This is a genomic window from Pseudoduganella sp. OTU4001 (assembly GCF_038440195.1).
Lineage (GTDB): Bacteria > Pseudomonadota > Gammaproteobacteria > Burkholderiales > Burkholderiaceae_D > Rugamonas.
This window is the reverse complement of record NZ_JASATG010000008.1, coordinates 68,830-85,486: the sequence shown is the minus strand read 5'-3', so window position 1 is coordinate 85,486 and position 16,657 is coordinate 68,830. Positions and strand designations below refer to the sequence as shown.

Annotated in this window: 16 protein-coding genes; 8 read left to right on the top strand and 8 right to left on the bottom strand. The window is 64.6% G+C overall.

Features of this window, described 5'->3' with window-relative positions; genetic code table 11:
- Positions 1 to 63 precede the first annotated feature (63 nt).
- Positions 64 to 1,209, top strand: coding sequence for a hypothetical protein (locus tag AAHE99_RS09825; protein ID WP_342116852.1), 1,146 nt, complete (start codon positions 64 to 66; stop codon positions 1,207 to 1,209).
- Positions 1,210 to 1,264: 55 nt separating this feature from the next.
- The gene (locus AAHE99_RS09820; RefSeq protein WP_342116850.1) at positions 1,265 to 2,563 is read left to right on the top strand and encodes an NCS2 family permease; all 1,299 of its coding nucleotides are present in this window, start codon (positions 1,265 to 1,267) and stop codon (positions 2,561 to 2,563) included.
- Here AAHE99_RS09820 and AAHE99_RS09815 read toward each other — a convergent pair.
- Positions 2,548 to 2,799 carry a hypothetical protein gene (locus tag AAHE99_RS09815; protein ID WP_342116849.1) on the bottom strand — a complete coding sequence of 84 codons (252 nt, stop codon included), beginning with the start codon at positions 2,797 to 2,799 and terminating at the stop codon, positions 2,548 to 2,550. The genes AAHE99_RS09820 and AAHE99_RS09815 overlap by 16 nt on opposite strands.
- 95 nt (positions 2,800 to 2,894) lie before the next feature.
- Here AAHE99_RS09815 and AAHE99_RS09810 point away from each other — a divergent pair, with 95 nt between their 5' ends.
- Positions 2,895 to 3,356, top strand: a complete 462-nt coding sequence (locus AAHE99_RS09810) for an Lrp/AsnC family transcriptional regulator (protein ID WP_342116848.1) — start codon at positions 2,895 to 2,897, stop codon at positions 3,354 to 3,356.
- 12 nt (positions 3,357 to 3,368) lie between these two features.
- Complete coding sequence (locus tag AAHE99_RS09805; RefSeq protein WP_342116847.1) at positions 3,369 to 4,115, top strand: DUF481 domain-containing protein; 747 nt, start codon at positions 3,369 to 3,371, stop codon at positions 4,113 to 4,115.
- Here the strand turns inward: AAHE99_RS09805 and AAHE99_RS09800 are convergent.
- From AAHE99_RS09800 to AAHE99_RS09785, 4 genes are all read right to left on the bottom strand, one after another.
- Positions 4,112 to 6,574, bottom strand: coding sequence for a cbb3-type cytochrome c oxidase subunit I (locus AAHE99_RS09800; RefSeq protein ID WP_342116846.1), 2,463 nt, complete (start codon positions 6,572 to 6,574; stop codon positions 4,112 to 4,114). The genes AAHE99_RS09805 and AAHE99_RS09800 overlap by 4 nt on opposite strands.
- Positions 6,571 to 7,311 carry a c-type cytochrome gene (locus AAHE99_RS09795; RefSeq protein WP_342116844.1) on the bottom strand — a complete coding sequence of 247 codons (741 nt, stop codon included), beginning with the start codon at positions 7,309 to 7,311 and terminating at the stop codon, positions 6,571 to 6,573. The genes AAHE99_RS09800 and AAHE99_RS09795 overlap by 4 nt, the downstream gene beginning before the upstream one ends.
- A gap of 188 nt (positions 7,312 to 7,499) precedes the next feature.
- Positions 7,500 to 7,877, bottom strand: coding sequence for a c-type cytochrome (locus AAHE99_RS09790; protein ID WP_342116843.1), 378 nt, complete (start codon positions 7,875 to 7,877; stop codon positions 7,500 to 7,502).
- 45 nt (positions 7,878 to 7,922) lie between these two features.
- Complete coding sequence (locus AAHE99_RS09785; RefSeq protein WP_342116987.1) at positions 7,923 to 8,225, bottom strand: hypothetical protein; 303 nt, start codon at positions 8,223 to 8,225, stop codon at positions 7,923 to 7,925.
- Between AAHE99_RS09785 and AAHE99_RS09780 the strand changes: the two genes are divergently transcribed.
- Entirely contained in the window at positions 8,115 to 8,795 is a 681-nt protein-coding gene (locus AAHE99_RS09780) for a c-type cytochrome (protein WP_342116985.1), read from the top strand. The two genes, AAHE99_RS09785 and AAHE99_RS09780, sit on opposite strands and share 111 nt — an antisense overlap.
- A 123-nt stretch (positions 8,796 to 8,918) precedes the next feature.
- Positions 8,919 to 9,395 (top strand): hypothetical protein, encoded by a 477-nt coding sequence (locus AAHE99_RS09775; RefSeq protein ID WP_342116841.1) that lies wholly within the window; start codon positions 8,919 to 8,921, stop codon positions 9,393 to 9,395.
- 29 nt (positions 9,396 to 9,424) lie between these two features.
- Here the strand turns inward: AAHE99_RS09775 and msbA are convergent, their stop codons facing one another.
- Both msbA and AAHE99_RS09765 read right to left on the bottom strand, forming a co-directional pair.
- The gene (gene msbA / locus AAHE99_RS09770) at positions 9,425 to 11,245 is read right to left on the bottom strand and encodes a lipid A export permease/ATP-binding protein MsbA (RefSeq protein ID WP_342116839.1); all 1,821 of its coding nucleotides are present in this window, start codon (positions 11,243 to 11,245) and stop codon (positions 9,425 to 9,427) included.
- Between the two features lie 3 nt (positions 11,246 to 11,248).
- On the bottom strand, positions 11,249 to 12,952 hold the full coding sequence (locus AAHE99_RS09765; RefSeq protein WP_342116838.1) for an AMP-binding protein: 1,704 nt from the start codon (positions 12,950 to 12,952) through the stop codon (positions 11,249 to 11,251).
- Between the two features lie 102 nt (positions 12,953 to 13,054).
- Here AAHE99_RS09765 and AAHE99_RS09760 point away from each other — a divergent pair, with 102 nt between their 5' ends.
- Complete coding sequence (locus tag AAHE99_RS09760) at positions 13,055 to 13,852, top strand: isocitrate lyase/PEP mutase family protein (protein ID WP_342116836.1); 798 nt, start codon at positions 13,055 to 13,057, stop codon at positions 13,850 to 13,852.
- Here the strand turns inward: AAHE99_RS09760 and AAHE99_RS09755 are convergent.
- A complete protein-coding gene (locus AAHE99_RS09755) occupies positions 13,839 to 14,246 on the bottom strand; it encodes a carboxypeptidase regulatory-like domain-containing protein (RefSeq protein WP_342116835.1) in 408 nt (135 codons plus the stop codon). The two genes, AAHE99_RS09760 and AAHE99_RS09755, sit on opposite strands and share 14 nt — an antisense overlap.
- A 184-nt stretch (positions 14,247 to 14,430) precedes the next feature.
- On the opposite strand from AAHE99_RS09755, the gene AAHE99_RS09750 reads away from it, so the two are divergent.
- On the top strand, positions 14,431 to 16,653 hold the full coding sequence (locus tag AAHE99_RS09750) for a TonB-dependent receptor (RefSeq protein WP_342116833.1): 2,223 nt from the start codon (positions 14,431 to 14,433) through the stop codon (positions 16,651 to 16,653).
- The last annotated feature ends 4 nt before the right edge of the window (positions 16,654 to 16,657 follow it).

The following is a 16,657-nucleotide window of genomic DNA, read 5'->3' as shown; positions in this document are numbered from 1 at the left end:
CTTACAAAGTCACGCGAATCTCTCCGCTAGGAAACAGGCGGAGCGGCCTCGATACTGGTTGCCATGCTGACCACACTGCCCCTTAGCCGCAACTCCGCCCCGGCCGCCGGCGGACCGTCGCGCCAACTCTATCTGCTGCTGCGCGAAACACCGGACCGCGCGGCTGCCAACGCCTACCTGCAGCGGCGCCTGGCCGAAGCCGCCGTACTGACGCCTGCCTGGAGCGGCGGTCTGGAAGGCCTGGCGGCCTGGCACCAGCTGCGCACGCGCAACCGCGCCGAGGAATTCCGCCGGTACCTGGCCGGCCGCGCCGACGGCGGCGCGCGCCGCCACTTCGCGACATTGGCGCAGGCACGGCGCTTCCTGTGCGTGCAGGCGCCGGCCCTGCTGGCCGAAGGCGCCTGGCTGCACTGCGCGCTGGACCACTGGCGCCAGCCGGCCTTCATGCCGCTGATCACGCTGTACCTCGATTACCTGGGCCGCGGCGTGCCGGGCGCCAACCATGTGGCGCAAGTGCGACAGGCGCTGGCGGTGCAGGCTTGCAGCAACTGGCAGGACCTGGAGGATGGCAGCTTCCTGCAAGGCGCGATCCGCCTGGCGCTGTCCTGTGCCGCCGAGCGCTATGTGGCGGAGCTGATTGGCTACCAGCTGGCGGTGGCCGACCAGCCGGCGGCGCAGCCGTCCGTGCTGCATGAGCTGGGCGAGCTCGGAATCATCCTGCCGTCTCCGCCGCCGTCAGCGGAGCCGGTGCTGCATGCCGTCCACACCATGGCGGCCGCCCGCCCTGATGACGCCGCCTTCCTGCAGCGCATCGAAACCGGCTACTGCCTGGGCCGCATCGGCCTGCAAACCCTGCCCGCCACCCCCGAATATGGCGCGCCGCAGGACGAAGCCGCGCCGCTCGCCACCGCCGCCATCCTGGCCCGCCCTGCCCGGCCGGGCGACCAGGCCGAGACCCCGTCCAGCGTCCCCGCCGCCGAACCGGAGCGGCCGGCGCGGGCCATCCTGCGCCACCACTTCCCGGCCGACGAACACGCATGGGAAACCATCACCAACGACCTTGGCCTGCTGGAGGCGCAAATCGCCGCCTGCGGCAGCAAGGCCGAAGCGCTGACAATGCTGGCCCGGCATATGGGCCCGGCGCTGCACCACCAGCCATTGGGCCTGATGGCGGCGCGGGTCTACGCGCAGTTGTTCGCCCTGGCCTAGGAATAAAGCCGGCCCTGATGGTATCCTCCCCAGTAACACCACCCGGGGAGCTTTCGTGTCCATCGTAGACAAATTCTTCAAAATCAAAGAGGCGGGCAGCGACGTCCGAACCGAAGTCGTGGCAGGTATCACCACCTTCCTGACCATGGCCTACATCATCTTCGTCAATCCCGCCATCCTGGGCGACGCCGGCATGCCGAAGGAAGCCGTATTCGTCGCCACCTGCCTGGCCGCCGCGCTGGGCACCGCCATCATGGCCTTGTACGCCAACTACCCGATTGCGATGGCGCCCGGCATGGGCCTCAACGCCTACTTCGCCTACGCCGTGGTGCTGGGCATGGGCATCGCGTGGCAGGTGGCGCTGGGCGCCGTCTTTATCTCCGGCTGCCTGTTCCTGATTGTGAGTTTGCTTGGCCTGCGGGAAGCCATCGTCAACGGCATTCCGCGCTCATTGCGGATCGCCATCACCGTCGGCCTGGGCCTGTTCCTGGCCCTGATCGCGCTGAAAGGCGCCGGCATTGTCACCGCCAACCCGAACACCATGGTGGCCGTGGGCGACCTGCACAAACCGCCGGCGCTGCTGGCCATCGTTGGCTTCCTGCTGATCGTCACGCTGGACCGCCTGAAAATCAAGGGCGCCATCCTGCTCGGCATCATGGCCGTCACCATCCTCAGCTTCTTCTTCGGCGGGAACACCTTCCACGGCGTGTTCTCGGCGCCGCCTTCGATTGACGCCACCCTCATGAAGCTGGACGTTACCGCCGCGTGGGGCGTCGGCGTGCTAAACGTGGTGCTGGTGTTCTTCCTGGTCGAACTGTTCGACGCCACCGGCACCCTGATGGGCGTGGCCGGCCGCGCGGGCCTGCTGGTCAGCGGCAAGATGGAACGCCTGAACAAAGCCCTGCTAGCCGACAGCACCGCCATCGTGGCCGGCTCCATGCTGGGCACTTCCAGCACCACCGCCTATCTCGAAAGCGCCTCCGGCGTGCAGGCCGGCGGCCGCACCGGCCTGACCGCACTGGTGGTGGCAGTGCTGTTCCTGGCCGCGCTGTTCATCGCGCCGCTGGCCGGCGTGGTGCCTGCCTACGCCACCGCCCCGGCGCTGCTGTATGTGGCCTGCCTGATGCTGCGCGACCTGGGCGACATCGAATGGGGCGAGACCACCGAGAGCATCCCGGCCGCGATTACCGCCCTGTTGATCCCCTTCACTTTCTCAATCGCGCACGGTATCGCGTTCGGCTTCATCACCTATGCCGCGCTCAAGCTGCTGACGGGCCGCTTCCGCGAAGTGAAGCTGATCGTGTGGATCATCGCCGCCGTCTTCAGCTTCAAATACGCTTATATCGGGGCCTGAACCCGAATCTTCAGCACGCCGATCAGGTTACACAGGCGCATACGGGCCAGCACGAGGGCATCCTCGCCCTCGGCTGCCACATCCAGATCCAGGTTCATGCCATGCACGCCGGGCGCCATACGCATGGCGCGCAACTGCACGCCGCCGCGCCGCAAGGTCGCCAGGGCGGCTTCGGCGGCATCGACTGCGGAGTTGCGCTCGAGGCGCAGGCGGAAAGTTCTTTGTTCGGTATTCATGGAGAGATTATCCGGCTGGCGCGCCGGAATAGGCATCCAAAGTTTGCCTGGGATTCCATGTAAAATAGAAGATTCTTCTTCCATTTCAAAAAATCATGGAACAACTCGACGAAATCGACCGGAAAATCCTGCGCGAACTGCGGCGCGATGGCCGTTTAAGCAATACCAAGCTGGCCGAGAAAGTTGGCTTATCGACCACGCCTTGCTGGAACCGGGTGCGGGCGATGGAGGAGCGCGGCGTGATCGAGGGCTATACCGCCCTCCTCAGCCAGCAGGCGCTCGGCCTGCCCGATATCGTGATCATCGAGGTCACCCTGGACCGCCACGACGACGATATGCTGCACCGCTTCGGCGAGGCGCTGTCCGATCTGCCGGAAGTGATGGAAGCCTACCTCCTGACCGGCGAATACGACTATTTGATCAAGGTGGCGGTGGCCGGCACGGCGGGCTACGAGGAATTCCTGCGCCGCAAACTGTATAAGCTGCCCGGCATCCGCCACAGCCGCTCCACCTTCGTCCTGCGCTGCCTGAAACGCGCACACTCTGTCGAGCCCTGATAGAATTCAGTTATGAAATATCTGACTACCTTAATTTTGGCCTCGGGCCTGGCAGCCAGCAACGCCCTGGCGGCCGAAGACATCGAACAACCAGGCAACTGGATTATTTCCGCCGAAATCGGCGCAATTACCACCAGCGGCAACACCTCCGGTACCTCGGTCACCGGCAAGTTCGAAGCGCTGCAGGACACTCCGCTCTGGAGCAATGAGTACACCGGCAACGGCTACCTGAAGGAAGACCGCAACCGCATCAACGGCGAGGATATCCGCACCCGTTCGGCGCAGCGCTACCAGCTGGGCGCCAAGGCCGGCTACAAGCTGCTGGAAGAAAATTCCACGCTGTACATGCTGGCGTCGCTGGCCGAAGACAAGTATGGCGCGTATACCAAGAGCGCCAGCGTCGGTGTCGGTCACGGCTTCCGCTGGTACCAGTCGGCCAACAAGACGCTGGATATGGAATTCGGTCCGGGCTACTTCGACGGCACCCGCGCCAACGGCGAACAGGAACGCGGCATGATCGTGCGTGGCCGTGCGGCTTTCCGCTGGAAGATCAACGACAACGCCGCTTTCGCGCAGAACCTGACGGTGGAACGTGGTTCGTGGAATATGCGTTCGACTTCCGAGACTTCGCTCAGTACCCGTATCAACGGCTCGATGCAGATGAAGGCGGCGTTCCGCGCGCAGAACGACTCCAGCGTACCGGTCGACAAGCAAAATACCGATACCCAGACCTCGCTGACGCTGGTCTATTCCTTCTAAAGCCAGCGCACCAGGGCCAGACCGGCCAGCGCTTGCGCCACGGCGCAATGCCATAGCATGACGGTGTTATCGAGCGTGGCGCGGCTGGCGGCCCTGAGCTTGCCGCGCGACGCGACGTAGATCGCGGCTGCGGCCATTGTCACTGCGTGCAGGCCCTGGTAGGCCAGCAAAGCCGCCACTGCGGCGCTCCATGCATCGCGGCGCGGCGCCAGCCCGGCTGCGATGTGCGCGCCCCAATCCACCGCGAAGGCCGCCGCCAGCAGTACGCCTGCCACCAGCAGCGGCCAGCATTGCGACGGCCGGCGCCCGCCCCGCCACGCAAGAATTGAACTGGCGGCCAGCAAACCTGCGCCCAGCCAGGGCCATGGAGGTTCCGGCAATCGCGCGCCCGGTGGCGGGCAAATCTCCAGCCGCATGCCAAGGTGGAGCAGCGTGAACGCCAGCGAGGCGAAGATGGCGCCATCCACCACCACCAGCACCAGCGTCGCCCACCATGAGTGCGAGGCGCGGCCACGCGCGCCGATTGGCAGCGCCACGCCATCCGCCACCTGCGCGAACGGCTGGGGCGGCGGCCGGTCCAGTCCCCACAGCCACGCCACCAGGGTCGCCACCGCGACGGCGCCGCACAGCCAGGCGGCAATCGCCTGCTGCACGGTCAACAGCAGGAAGTATCCCGCCGTGCCGAGTGCGCACAGGAACGGCAGCCAGCCGTCGCCGGGCAGCACCAGCAGGTGCGCGGGACGGGCCGTGCGCCAGTGCGTCACCAGCGTCTCGCGCCTGCCGGTGATGGTGCCGGGCAGCCAATGCATACCCGCCTCGACCTGCTCCGCGAGCCCGGCCTGGCGCCAGAGCGGCTCGGCCGAGCGGACATCCGGCTGGCTGCGCGTGGCGTATTCGTCCTGCGGCAGCCATTCGAGCGAGCTGGAATGCCAGGGATTGCCGTGCTCGCGCTGCGGGCGGCGCAGCGTACGGACCATGTCCAGCGTGAACAGCGCCACGCCGGCGGCCAGGATGCAGGCGCCTGCGGTGCTGGCCATATTGAGTCCAGCCCACCCCATTTCCTCGCCATACGTGTAGACCCGGCGCGGCATGCCAAGCAGGCCGGTGGCATGCATGGGGAAGAACGCCAGGTTGGTGCCGACGAAAATCAGCCCGAAGATCCAGCGCGCCCACGCTTCCGACATACGATGCCCGTTAAACAAAGGCATCCAGAAGTACGCCGCTGCGAACATCGGGAACACCAGGCCGCCGACCAGCACGTAATGCAGATGGGCGACGATGAAGTAGCTGTCGTGCGCCTGGGTGTCGAACGGCACCGAGGCGACCATCACGCCCGTCAGGCCGCCCAGCACGAACACCAGCAGGAAGCCGAACACAAACAACGTTGGCGCGTTCAATTGCACGCGGCCGCGCCACAGCGTAGCGATCCAGGCGAATACCTGGACTGCAGTGGGGATGGCGATCGCCATGCTGACGGCGGATACCAGCGTGGATTCAAGCTGGCCAAGGCCGGCGGTGAACATATGGTGCATCCAGAGTGCGAAACTGAGCGCGCCCACCGCGGCCAGCGACAGCACCACCGCGCGGCGCGCCACAAGCGGCGTTTGCACCAGCGCCGGCAGCATGGCCGACACCATTCCGGCTGCCGGCAGGAAGATGATGTAGACCTCCGGGTGGCCGAAGAACCAGAACAGGTGCTGCCACAGCACCGGGTCACCGCCGCGCGCGGGGATGAAGAAGGGCCAGTCGTAGGCGCGCTCCAGCTCCAGCAGCGCGGTGCCCGCGATCAGCGGCGGGAATGCGAACACCACCATCAGGCCGACCACCAGCATGGACCAGGCATAGACCGGCATGCGGGCCAGCGTCATGCCGGGCGCGCGCGTGAACAGGATGCCGACAATCAGCTCGATTGCGCCGGCAATGGCGGAGATTTCGATAAAGCCGATGCCGAGCAGCCAGAAGTCCGCATTCAGTCCGGGCGAATACTCCTTGCCGGTTAATGGCGGGTACATGAACCAGCCGCCATCCGGCGCCAGGCCGAATGCGAGCGTGACGATAAAGCCTGCGCCGCCGAATGCGTACGCCCAGTAGGCGTAGGCCGACAGGCGTGGGAACGGCAGGTCGCGCGCGCCCAGCATGCCGGGCAGGAGGAAGACGGCAATTGCCTCCACCATCGGGATCGCGAACAGGAACATCATTACCGTGCCGTGCATGGTGAAGAACTGGTTATAGGTGCCTGCTTGCAGCAGGTCGTTTCCAGGGACGGCCAGTTGCAGGCGCATCGCCAGTGCCAGCAAGCCCGCGAACAGGAAGAAGCCAAATGCCGTGGCGAGGTAGAGGCGGCCGATGCGGGTGTTGTTGACGGCTGACAGGGCGCGCCAACCGGTTGGCCTGCGCCAGGCACGCTCCAATGCTTCGTACTCGCCGGATGGACGTGGCAGGTGGTTGGGGGTGCTCATTCGAGCGTCTCCAGCCAGGCCGCCAGGGTCTGCAAGTCTTCCGGCGCAAGGCTGCTGGGCGGCATGCGGGCGCCGGGTTTGGCGGATTGGGGGTTGGCGATCCAGCCCAGCAACGCCGCTCGGCTGAATGGCAGTGCACCAGCTGCGATGTGGCTGCGGCTGGCCAGGTGGGTCAAGTCTGGCCCCGAGCGCCCACCCTCCGCGATGCCGCGCACGGTGTGGCAGGCATTGCACCGTGCGGCCAGAAATATCGCCGGTCCGCGCGCCATCCCGCCGGCCACCTGGGGCGGCGGTGCCGGGCGGGCCTGTCCAGCGAGCCAGTCGTCGAAGCCTGCGGCAGGCTGCGCGATGACGTTGAGAGCCATGCTGGCGTGCTGGGTGCCGCAGTACTCGGCGCACTGGCCACGGTAGCGGCCGGGCGCCCCCGCGCGCAGGGTCAGGCCGTGTACGCGGCCCGGCACCATATCCACTTTCCCTGCCAGCGCCGGCACCCAGAATGCGTGCAGCACATCAGGCGTCGTCAACGCCAGGTAAACACGTTCCCCCACTGGTAGCCGCAACTCGTTGGCAAGCACGGCTTCGCGCCCGCTGCGGGTATCGCGATAGCGCACCTCCCACCACCACATATGCGCTGTCACGCTGACCTGGATGCGGGCGTCACCGGAGAACGGATGCGCCAACTGCGCCGATTGCCAACCGGACCACACCATGAGCGCCGCCAGCAGCGGCAATGGCAACAGGAGGCCTCCGCCCAGCACCAGCCAGCGTGACGAGGGGCGCTGGCGTCGGCGCACTATGCTGGCGAGTGCAAGCACTGTCACCAGCACAAAAATCACGGCGCCACCGGCGAACAGCCACCATGAGAGGCGCGCAAGCATCGCGGCATCCGGCCCGGCGGGCGACAGGACTGATTGCAGCGCGGGTGTCATTTCAGCGTATAAAGGTAAGCCGCCATATGACGGGCATCGTCTGCGGATACGCCCATATTCGGCATGAAACTGCCAGGGTCCATTGATTGCGGCGAGGTGATCCAGCGCACCAGCCAATCGTGGCGGTTGGACCAGCGGCCGGCCACATAGCTGCGTAGCGCAAAACGTTCGAGCGAAGGGCCGGCGAGGCCGCGTGCGGATTCAACGTCGGGAATGCGGTGGCAGCTGCCGCACTGGTATTGGGCCAGCAGACGCTTGCCCTGCTGCGGATTGCCGCCATCGAGCCGGGGCGGCGCGGGCTTTTCGGGTTGGCAGGCGCATAGCAACAGCGCGCCGGCCACTGTCACGCAGCGCGCAATTTGCTGAAGGTGCACGGTGGTTGCCCGCACGAATCGTCCCTGCCTTTCCGCTAGCGGCTCCTATAATTCATCGCAGACATCATCAACCTTTTCCCAATTGTGCGTCGCCTTCTTGCCATCGCTGGTGCGACCTTGTGCCTTGTTTTGCTGGCGGGGTTGCTGGCGGGCGCCCTGGTGCTGCAGGCGGGCTGGTATGACGTTGCGGCGGTGCGGCCGCATTTCCAGTTTGTGCATACGCTGCTTGAGCGGGGGATGCAGCAGTCGGTGCGCTTTCACGCGCGTGGAGTGGTTGCGCCGCCCTCTTCCCCGCAGGCGGTGGCGCGTGGTGCGGTGGCCTTTCGGCGGCACTGCGAGCAGTGTCACGGCGGGCCTGGGGTCTCACAAGGTGTGATCGGGATGAGCATGCAGCCCGTTCCGGGACCGCTCGTTGATACGGGGCGGAGGTGGAAGCCGCGTGAGATGTACTGGGTGATTGCGAATGGGATCAAAATGAGTGGGATGCCGGCTTGGGGATTCCACTTGCAAGAGGCGGAGATTTGGGACATCGTCGCCTTTCTTGGGGTGCTGCCTGGCATGGCGCCAAAGGAGTATCAGGCTGCTGCCAGCGCGGGCATGGTGCAAGCCATTGTCACTCGTGAGACTGGACAAGCGCCTGACCGCGCGCGCGGCCGGGTGGCGCTAACGCAGTACGCTTGCCAGTCCTGTCACATGATTCCGGGCGTGACCGGACCACAAACCTTTGTTGGCCCGAATCTTGATGGTCTGGCGCAGCGGAGCTTCATCGCGGGCAAACTGCCGCGCAGTGAAGCTAACCTGGTGCGCTGGATCATGGCGCCGCAGGAAGTGAAGCCCGGAACCGCAATGCCTCAGTTGAGCGTGTCCGAGCGCGATGCTCGGGACATCGCTGCGTATCTGCTCCAAGCCGGACAGTGAGGGGTGTATATCGAAAAATGGCGATTTCTCTTATTCGCTCTTAAACGCACTTTTTTACTCTTAACGGAACCTATTCACTCTTAAATTGGTCAAAGAGTGCATGCCGAACCGAAAGGAGTTGTCATGTCCCATTTTCTATTCAGTTTGCCCGCTTCGTTCGAGACGTACCAAGCATTCGGGAACTTCATGTATGAGCACCACATCAATGGAGAGATGTATGAGTTGGTGGATCACATAATCAATGAGTGGATGGCCGACTTTGTCAGCAAGAAGGCAGAAGGCGCAGCGAGCACGCTTGATGGATATCAGTGGAAAGACGTTTTCCTACCAGCGGGCACGACGCTCCGCAACGTTTATAAACGCAAAAGCTACCTGGCCCATGTGGAGGGCCGGGACTTGCGCTATGAGGGCCGATCCGTCTCACCAGCACAATTCGTCAATGCCGTAGGCGGGTCGTTCAGGAATGCGTGGAGAACGCTCTGGGTGCGATATCCCAATGATTCTGACTGGATACCAGCCTTGACCTTACGCAAAAAAGCCGAAAATTTAAGAGCAAATAAGAGTCAACAAGAGAAAATAAGAGCGTCTAAGAGCACTTAAGAGTTTTGCCGATTTTCGAAAGGATACCCCTACTGGTCCAGCTGCTTCTGGGTTTGGTAGAGGCGCGCGTAGATGCCGCCTTTTTCGAGGAGCGCAGCGTGGCTGCCCTGCTCCGCAATGGCGCCGGCAGCCATGACGACGATGCGGTCGGCGTTCTCGATGGTGGAAAGGCGATGTGCGATGACGACCGTGGTGCGGCCCTCCATCAGCTTCTCAAGCGCCGCCTGGACCTGGCGTTCCGACTCGGTATCGAGCGCGCTGGTCGCTTCGTCGAGGATCAGGATAGGCGCATCCTTGTACAGAGCACGCGCAATCGCCAGACGCTGGCGTTGGCCGCCGGACAGGCGGAGGCCGTTCTCGCCAACGCCAGTCTGGTAGCCCTGCGGCTGGCGCATGATGAATTCGTGCGCATACGCAGCACGTGCAGCCGCCTCAACCCGCGCCAAGTCCGGAGCAGGATCGCCGTAAGCAATATTGGCCGCCAGCGTATCGTTAAACAGCACCACATCCTGGCTGACCAAGGCAATCTGGCTACGCAAATCCGGCAACCGGTACTCACGCACGTCAACCCCATCCAGCAGGATCCGGCCGCTGCCCACGTCGTAGAAGCGAGGCAGCAGGCTGGCCAGCGTAGTTTTGCCGCTGCCCGAGCCGCCAACCAGCGCCACGGTTTCACCAGCAGGAATATCCAGCGACACGGAACGCAGCGCAGGCGCCGTCTCGGTATCGTCCTCGTTATAGCGGAAGCCCACCTGGTCCAGCACGATATGGCCCTTGGCGTGCGACAGTGAACGGGTCCCCGTATCCTCCTCGATCGGCGCATCGATCAGCCCAAACACCGACTCCGCAGCCGCCAAGCCACGCTGCAGCGGCTCATTCAGCTTGGTCAGATTCTTGATCGGTCCCTGCATCGACATCAGGCAAGTGATGAAGGCCACGAAAGCGCCCGGCGTCAATGCGCCATCCTGCGCGCGCAGCAAAGCGAAATAAATCACCGCCGACAGCGTGGCGCCGACCATCACCATGATCATGCCGGAGTTCATGGCGGCGGTAGAGGCATGCTTGACCGCCAGCTGGCGATTCAGCTTCACCACCTCATCGAATCGCTTCTGTTCATAGGCCTGGCCGCCGAAAATCTTCACCACGCGCTGTCCGCCGATGCTCTCATCGAGCACGCGGGTCAGCTCACCCATGGCCTGCTGGGCGCTGGAGCTCAAAAGGCGCATGCGGCGCGCCGCCACGGTCACCACCAATGCCACCAGCGGCAGCAGGACCAGGCAAAACAGCGCCAGCTTCCAATCGATATCAAACAAGGCACTGAGGAAGCCAATCACCGCCACCGTATCGCGCACCGCGATGGTGAACACGCTCAAGCCGGCCTGCGTCACCTGCGTCGCATCGAAGGCAATGCGCGACAAGGTGGTGCCGGTGGAAGACTGGTCAAAGTAGCGGTTCGGCAGGCGCAGTACGCGGCCAAACATCTTTTCACGCACATTGGCCTGCACGCGCTGGGTCAGCCACGCCGAACCATAATCGCCAGTAAAGGTACTGACCATGCGCAGCAAAGCCAGCGCCATGATCAGCGCCGGAATCGCCCACAGCGCCGCCGTGCCGGGATCGGTCGGCAGGAAGCGATCAAGCCAGCCGTGCACCGCCGCCAGCATGCCGGTCGGTTCCGGCGCGCCGCCCGCGCCGCGCGGCTGCACCGCATCCACCACGTTTTGCAGCTGGCGAATCAGCAGCACGTCGGTCAGCGAAGCCACGCCCACCCCGATCAGGGTGACCAGCGCTGCCCATTTATAAGGCAGGAATTCCTTCAGCAGTCGGATGTAGAGTTGGCGGCTTTGCACTATTTATTTGGCTTCAATGCTGGAAAGGCAGCATTGTACCCTTTCCTCACGCAACTCCCGCCGTAGGATTTTGCCAACATTCGATTTCGGCAGAGACTCGCAGAAGTTGATTTCGCGCGGGCGCTTGTAACCGGTCAGCTGGTCGGCGCAGAAGGCGCGCAATGCCGCCTCGTCCAGCGCCGGATCCTTGCGCACCACATACAGCGCCACCGCCTCGCCGCTATGCTCGTCCGGCACGCCGATGGCCGCGCATTCCAGCACGCCCGGGTGTGCCGCCACCACCTCCTCCAGCTCACTGGGGAACACATTGAAGCCGGAGACGATGATCATGTCCTTCTTGCGATCCAGGATGCGCAAGTAGCCGCTGGCATCTATGGAGCCGATATCGCCGGTACGCATCCAGCCGCCCGGCGCCATGATTTTCGCCGTCTCGTCCGGCCGGTTCCAGTAGCCCGCCATCATTTGCGCGCCGCGCAAGGCAACTTCGCCGACCGCGCCGGCTGGCAGCTCCCCGCCAGCATCGTCCAGGATGCAGGCGTCTATCCCCGGCAAGGGTATGCCCACCGTTCCTGTGAATTCAAGCAGGTCGAACCGGTTGCTGGTCGCCGCGCAGCCGATCTCCGTCAAGCCATAGGCTTCCGCCATCGGGCATCCGGTCGCCGCCAGCCAGCGCCGCGCGACAGGCTCTTGCGCCGCCATGCCGCCGGAGAGCGTGACGCCCAGCTCGCTGAAATCCAGGCTGGCAAACTCGGGATGGTTGAGCAAGGCGTTAAACAGCGTGTTCACACCCGGGAAGACGTGCAGCTTGCGGTGCCGCAGCGCCTTGATGGTGGCGCCGATGTCGCGCGGATTGGGGATCAGGATGGCGCAGCTGCCAAAGCGCACCGATACCAAAGCGGTTACGAAGGCGAAGATATGGTAAAGCGGCAGCGCGCAGACCACGTTGTAGCGGTCCACCGATTTCATTTTGGCCTGCACCGGCTTGCACCATTCATCTATGGCCAACACGGTCGCCAGCAGCGCCGAATGCTGAAGCATGGCGCCTTTGCTGCGGCCCGTCGTGCCGCCGGTGTACTGCAGCACGGCCAGATCCGAGCCCAGGATGGGCGGCGAAGACAGGGTCATATTCCGCCCCAGCGCCACCGCGTGGTCATAGCGCACATGCCCCGGCAGACGCCAGGCCGGCACCATCTTGCGCACATGGCGCAGCAGGAAGTTCACCAGCGCGTCCTTGGGGAATTCGAACATATCGCCGATGCTGGCCACAATAATGTGCTCGATACCCACCTCCGGCAGCACCCGTTCCAGCGTAGCCGAAAAGTTCTCCAGGATGATGATGGCGCGGGCGCCCGAATCCTGCAGCTGGAATTGCAGCTCGCGCGCCGAATACAAGGGATTGACGTTTACCACCACACCGCCGATCCGCAGGATGGCGGCCACCGCCACCGGATACTGCAGCACATTCGGCAGCATGACCGCCACCCGGTCGCCCGGTTTGATGCCATGCGCCTGCAGCCAGGCGCCTAAAGCGGCCGAGGCCTGATCAACTTCGCCATAGCTCACCGCCTGGTCCATGCAGACGTAGGCTTCGCGGTCACGGAAGCGGGAGAAGCTATCCTCCAGAAAGTCAACCAGGTTGGGGAACACCGTGTTATCGACCCTGGCCGGCACGCCCGGCGGATAATGCTGCAGCCACACTCGCTCCATGATGCCACCCCATGACAGTTGACGTTAGCCGATTCATTGTAGGCCGCCAGCAGCCACCGCCAAAGTGTGACAATATTCAAGTCCAATTTTGAAAGGACTACCATGCGCAATGACATTCTCTTTCAGGAACTGCACACCTCCGGACTGTTGATGCTGGCCAATTGCTGGGATGGCGGCACCGCCCGTATCGCCGCCCTGGCCGGCGCCAAAGCGCTCGCCACCAGCAGCGCCGCCGTGGCCTGGGGCCATGGCTATGGCGACGGTTCGCAGCTCCCCACCGCCCTGCTGCTGGAAACCGTGCGCGACATCGTGCGCGCCAGCGGCCTGCCGCTGACCGTGGACATTGAAGATGGCTATGCCGCCGATCCGGAGCGGGTCGGCCGGTTTGTCGGCCAGCTGGTGCAAGCCGGTGTGGTCGGCATCAATATCGAAGACGGCAATGCGCCACCGGAACTGTTGGCGCGCAAGATCGCCGCCGCGCGCGCGGCGGCCGATGCTGCCGGCGTGCAGCTCTATATCAACGCCCGCTGCGATGTCTACCTGAAAAACCTGGCCGAACCGGGCCAGCGTGTGGCGGAAACGCTGCGCCGCGCCGCCCTCTACCAGGAAGCGGGCGCCAGCGGGCTGTTTGCGCCGGGCGTGACCGATGAGGCGGAAATGGCAGCGCTGGTCCAGGGCACGAGCATGCCGCTGAACGTACTGGCACGCCCCAAGCTGGCATCCCCGGCCCGGCTGGAGCAGCTGGGCGTGCGCCGCCTGAGCGCCGGTTCAGCCCCGGCGGAGGTGATGATGGGCCGGCTGCGCGCCTATATGGAACGGTTCCACGCCACCGGCGCCATCGACGATGAGCTAACCTTCGACTATGGTTCGCTCAACAAACTGATGTCTACTGCACGATAGTGGCCGGTTCGGACCAGTAGAAATACAGGTCCTTGCTGCGCCCCGCCTGCATCTGCACTTCGCGGCGCTGGACCTGGCCGTCGGCGGCCGTCGCCGTCACGCGGTAGCGGCCGGGTTCCAGGTTGACGAACATCAACGGCCCGGCCTCGCGCGCGTTCACGCTGACATTGCCCTTGCTGTCGCTGATTTCCACCTGCACGTCGGAGCGGTACTCACCGCTGCCGCGGGTGGCAAACGTCATGCGCAGGTTGTAATCGGGTTTGCTGGCCAGCATCTGGCCACGCTCCTCCATGCCCACGCCGCCGGTAACAAACTGCGGCTCGCCGGCCGCCATCGCCGCGCCCAGCACACTGCAAGCCAGGGTGCAGGCGATTGTAATGTTGCGTATAAGCATGATTCGCTCCTTCTTTGTATGGCTTGCCGCCAGTATTGCCCTCCCGCGCCCGCTTCGCTATCGGTGATCGCGTGGTTTGGGTGTCGGGGAAAGCCTACATCGCCCTATTTCCAAACTACACGAACTGTTAGACTCTTGATCTTTGCAAGCCACTGCAAGCAATATTGCCAAAAGAATCACAATCATGCACTTGCATCCACGCCTGCTGGCAGCCGCCATCGCCAGCACTTTTTGCGCCCACGCTGTAGCGCAAAACCAGACTGAAAACCAGCTGCCGGAAGTCCTGGTGACCGCGCAGCGTATCGCCACGCCCGAATCGCAGACACCGGTCGCGATGTCGGTGCTGACCGCCACCCAGCTGGACAAGCTGGGCATCGACAACGCCGCCGGCCTGGGCAAGCGCCTGCCGAACGTGCACCTGGACGGCGCGGCCGACGGCCTGCGCATCACCATCCGCGGCGTTTCCAATTCCGACGCCACCGAAAAAGGCGACCCGTCGGCTGCCTTCATGCTGGACGGGATCTACATCGCCCGCCCGCAGGCGCAAACCCTGTCTTTCCTCGACGTCGACCGCATTGAAGTGCTGCGCGGCCCGCAAGGCACGCTGTACGGCCGCAATACCACGGCCGGCGTGGTCAACGTGATCAGCAACGCGCCGGGCCCGCGCCTGGAAGGCGGCGCCAGCCTGGCGCTGGGCAACTACGCGTCGCGCGTGGCGACCGGCATGCTGAATGTGCCGGTCAACGACTGGCTGGCGCTGCGCGCCGCCGTCGCCGTCAACCGTCACGACAGCTACCTGCGCAACGGCCAGGGCACCGGCTTCACGCTGGGCCAGGACCGCGACGACCGCAGCGCGCGCCTGTCGGCCCGGGCCGCGCTGGGCGCCTCGGCCTCGCTGCTGCTGCGCTACCAGCACTCGCGCATGGACGGCAACATCGACAATATCGTCCCGGATACCAATTTCTTCCAGGGCGTGGCGACCGGCAAGCCGGTGTGGTTCGACGCCAGCACCGCGCAGCGCCTGACCAACAGCTTCAAGCCGTTCAACACGCGCCTGGAACAGGGCTACAGCCGCAAGGAAGTCGACAGCTTCGGCGCCGAGCTGGCCTGGAACCTGGGCCCGGCCACGCTGAACTACCTGGGCTCGCACCGCAAGAGCGAGCACAATTTCCTGGCCAATTTCTATTACCGCGCCATCCCGACGCTGGCGATCGGCGTGCACGAGGACTTTGCCGGCGACCAGCGCCAGGGTTCGCACGAACTGCGCCTGTCCAGCAACGGCGCCGGCCCGCTCAAGGCGCAGGGCGGCCTGTATTACTTCCGAGAAGAGTCGCACCAGCTGTACATCTTCCGCGACCTGCAGGTGCTGAAGCAGCCGCCGTACTATGTCTTCCCGCACGGCCCGACCATCGCGCGCAGCAAGGCCGCGTTCGGCCAGCTCACATATAGCGTGACGCCGGCCCTGCGCGCCACCGCCGGTGTGCGCTACACGGACGACGCCAAGTCGCGCGTCGGCTCCACCAACTTCCAGCAGGCGCCGGTGTTCAACCCGGCCACCGACTTCAAGCTGCTGAACAACGCTGCGCTGGACGGCCACAAGACCACCTGGAAGCTGGGCGCGGAAGTCGATATCGCGCCGGCCGCCATGGCCTACGCCAGCATCGCCACCGGCTACAAGTCGGGCGGCTTCAACGACGGCTGCCTGGCCGGTTCCAGCGCCCTCGGCATCCCTTGCCCGGCGGCTGTCGCCGTGCCGGCCGGCACCCTGTTCTACCAGCCGGAGACGCTCAAATCCTGGGAGGCGGGCCTGAAGGCGCGCTTCTGGAACAGGCGCGCCAGCATGAACCTGGCAGTATTCAATTACGATTACACCAACCTGCAGCTGTCCGGCGTCGCCATCGTGGCCGGCGCGCCGCGCTTCGTCACCCAGAACGCGGGCGTGGCCAGCGTCAAGGGCCTGGAGCTCGACGGCCAGCTGCGCGCGGGCGCCAGCGACAGCTTCACCTACGGCCTGACCCTGCTCGACGCGCATTACGTGTCCTACAAGCCGAACGGCGTGACCTCGTGGGCCGGCGAACCGCTGGACCGCGCGCCGCGCTCGGTGCTCAACCTGGGCTGGGAGCACAGCTTCCGCCTGCAAGGTGCAGCAGTCTTGGCCGGCATCAATGCGCGCCGCAGCGCGGCCTATAACATCAGCGTTTCCAGCCAGCTGCTGCAATACCGGATCCCGGCCCGCACCACCAGCGACTTCACCCTGGCCTACCGTCCGGACGGCGCGCACTGGAGCCTGATGGCGCGCGTGAAGAATCTGGAAAACAAGGTGCAACCGATCACCATCGACAGCTTCGGCATGTCGGTGCCGAGCGAACCAAGGACTTTCGACATCCGTCTGGATTACCGATTCTAATAAA

Bases quoted from the DNA above. Each gene is read 5' to 3' on its own strand.
- AAHE99_RS09825 (WP_342116852.1), top strand. From the start codon at position 64: ATGCTGACCACACTGCCCCTTAGCCGCAACTCCGCCCCGGCCGCCGGC.
- AAHE99_RS09815 (WP_342116849.1), bottom strand. From the start codon at position 2,799: ATGAATACCGAACAAAGAACTTTCCGCCTGCGCCTCGAGCGCAACTCC.
- AAHE99_RS09810 (WP_342116848.1), top strand. From the start codon at position 2,895: ATGGAACAACTCGACGAAATCGACCGGAAAATCCTGCGCGAACTGCGG.
- AAHE99_RS09805 (WP_342116847.1), top strand. From the start codon at position 3,369: ATGAAATATCTGACTACCTTAATTTTGGCCTCGGGCCTGGCAGCCAGC.
- AAHE99_RS09800 (WP_342116846.1), bottom strand. From the start codon at position 6,574: ATGAGCACCCCCAACCACCTGCCACGTCCATCCGGCGAGTACGAAGCA.
- AAHE99_RS09780 (WP_342116985.1), top strand. From the start codon at position 8,115: ATGCAGCAGTCGGTGCGCTTTCACGCGCGTGGAGTGGTTGCGCCGCCC.
- AAHE99_RS09775 (WP_342116841.1), top strand. From the start codon at position 8,919: ATGTCCCATTTTCTATTCAGTTTGCCCGCTTCGTTCGAGACGTACCAA.
- AAHE99_RS09765 (WP_342116838.1), bottom strand. From the start codon at position 12,952: ATGGAGCGAGTGTGGCTGCAGCATTATCCGCCGGGCGTGCCGGCCAGG.
- AAHE99_RS09760 (WP_342116836.1), top strand. From the start codon at position 13,055: ATGCGCAATGACATTCTCTTTCAGGAACTGCACACCTCCGGACTGTTG.
- AAHE99_RS09755 (WP_342116835.1), bottom strand. From the start codon at position 14,246: ATGCTTATACGCAACATTACAATCGCCTGCACCCTGGCTTGCAGTGTG.
- AAHE99_RS09750 (WP_342116833.1), top strand. From the start codon at position 14,431: ATGCACTTGCATCCACGCCTGCTGGCAGCCGCCATCGCCAGCACTTTT.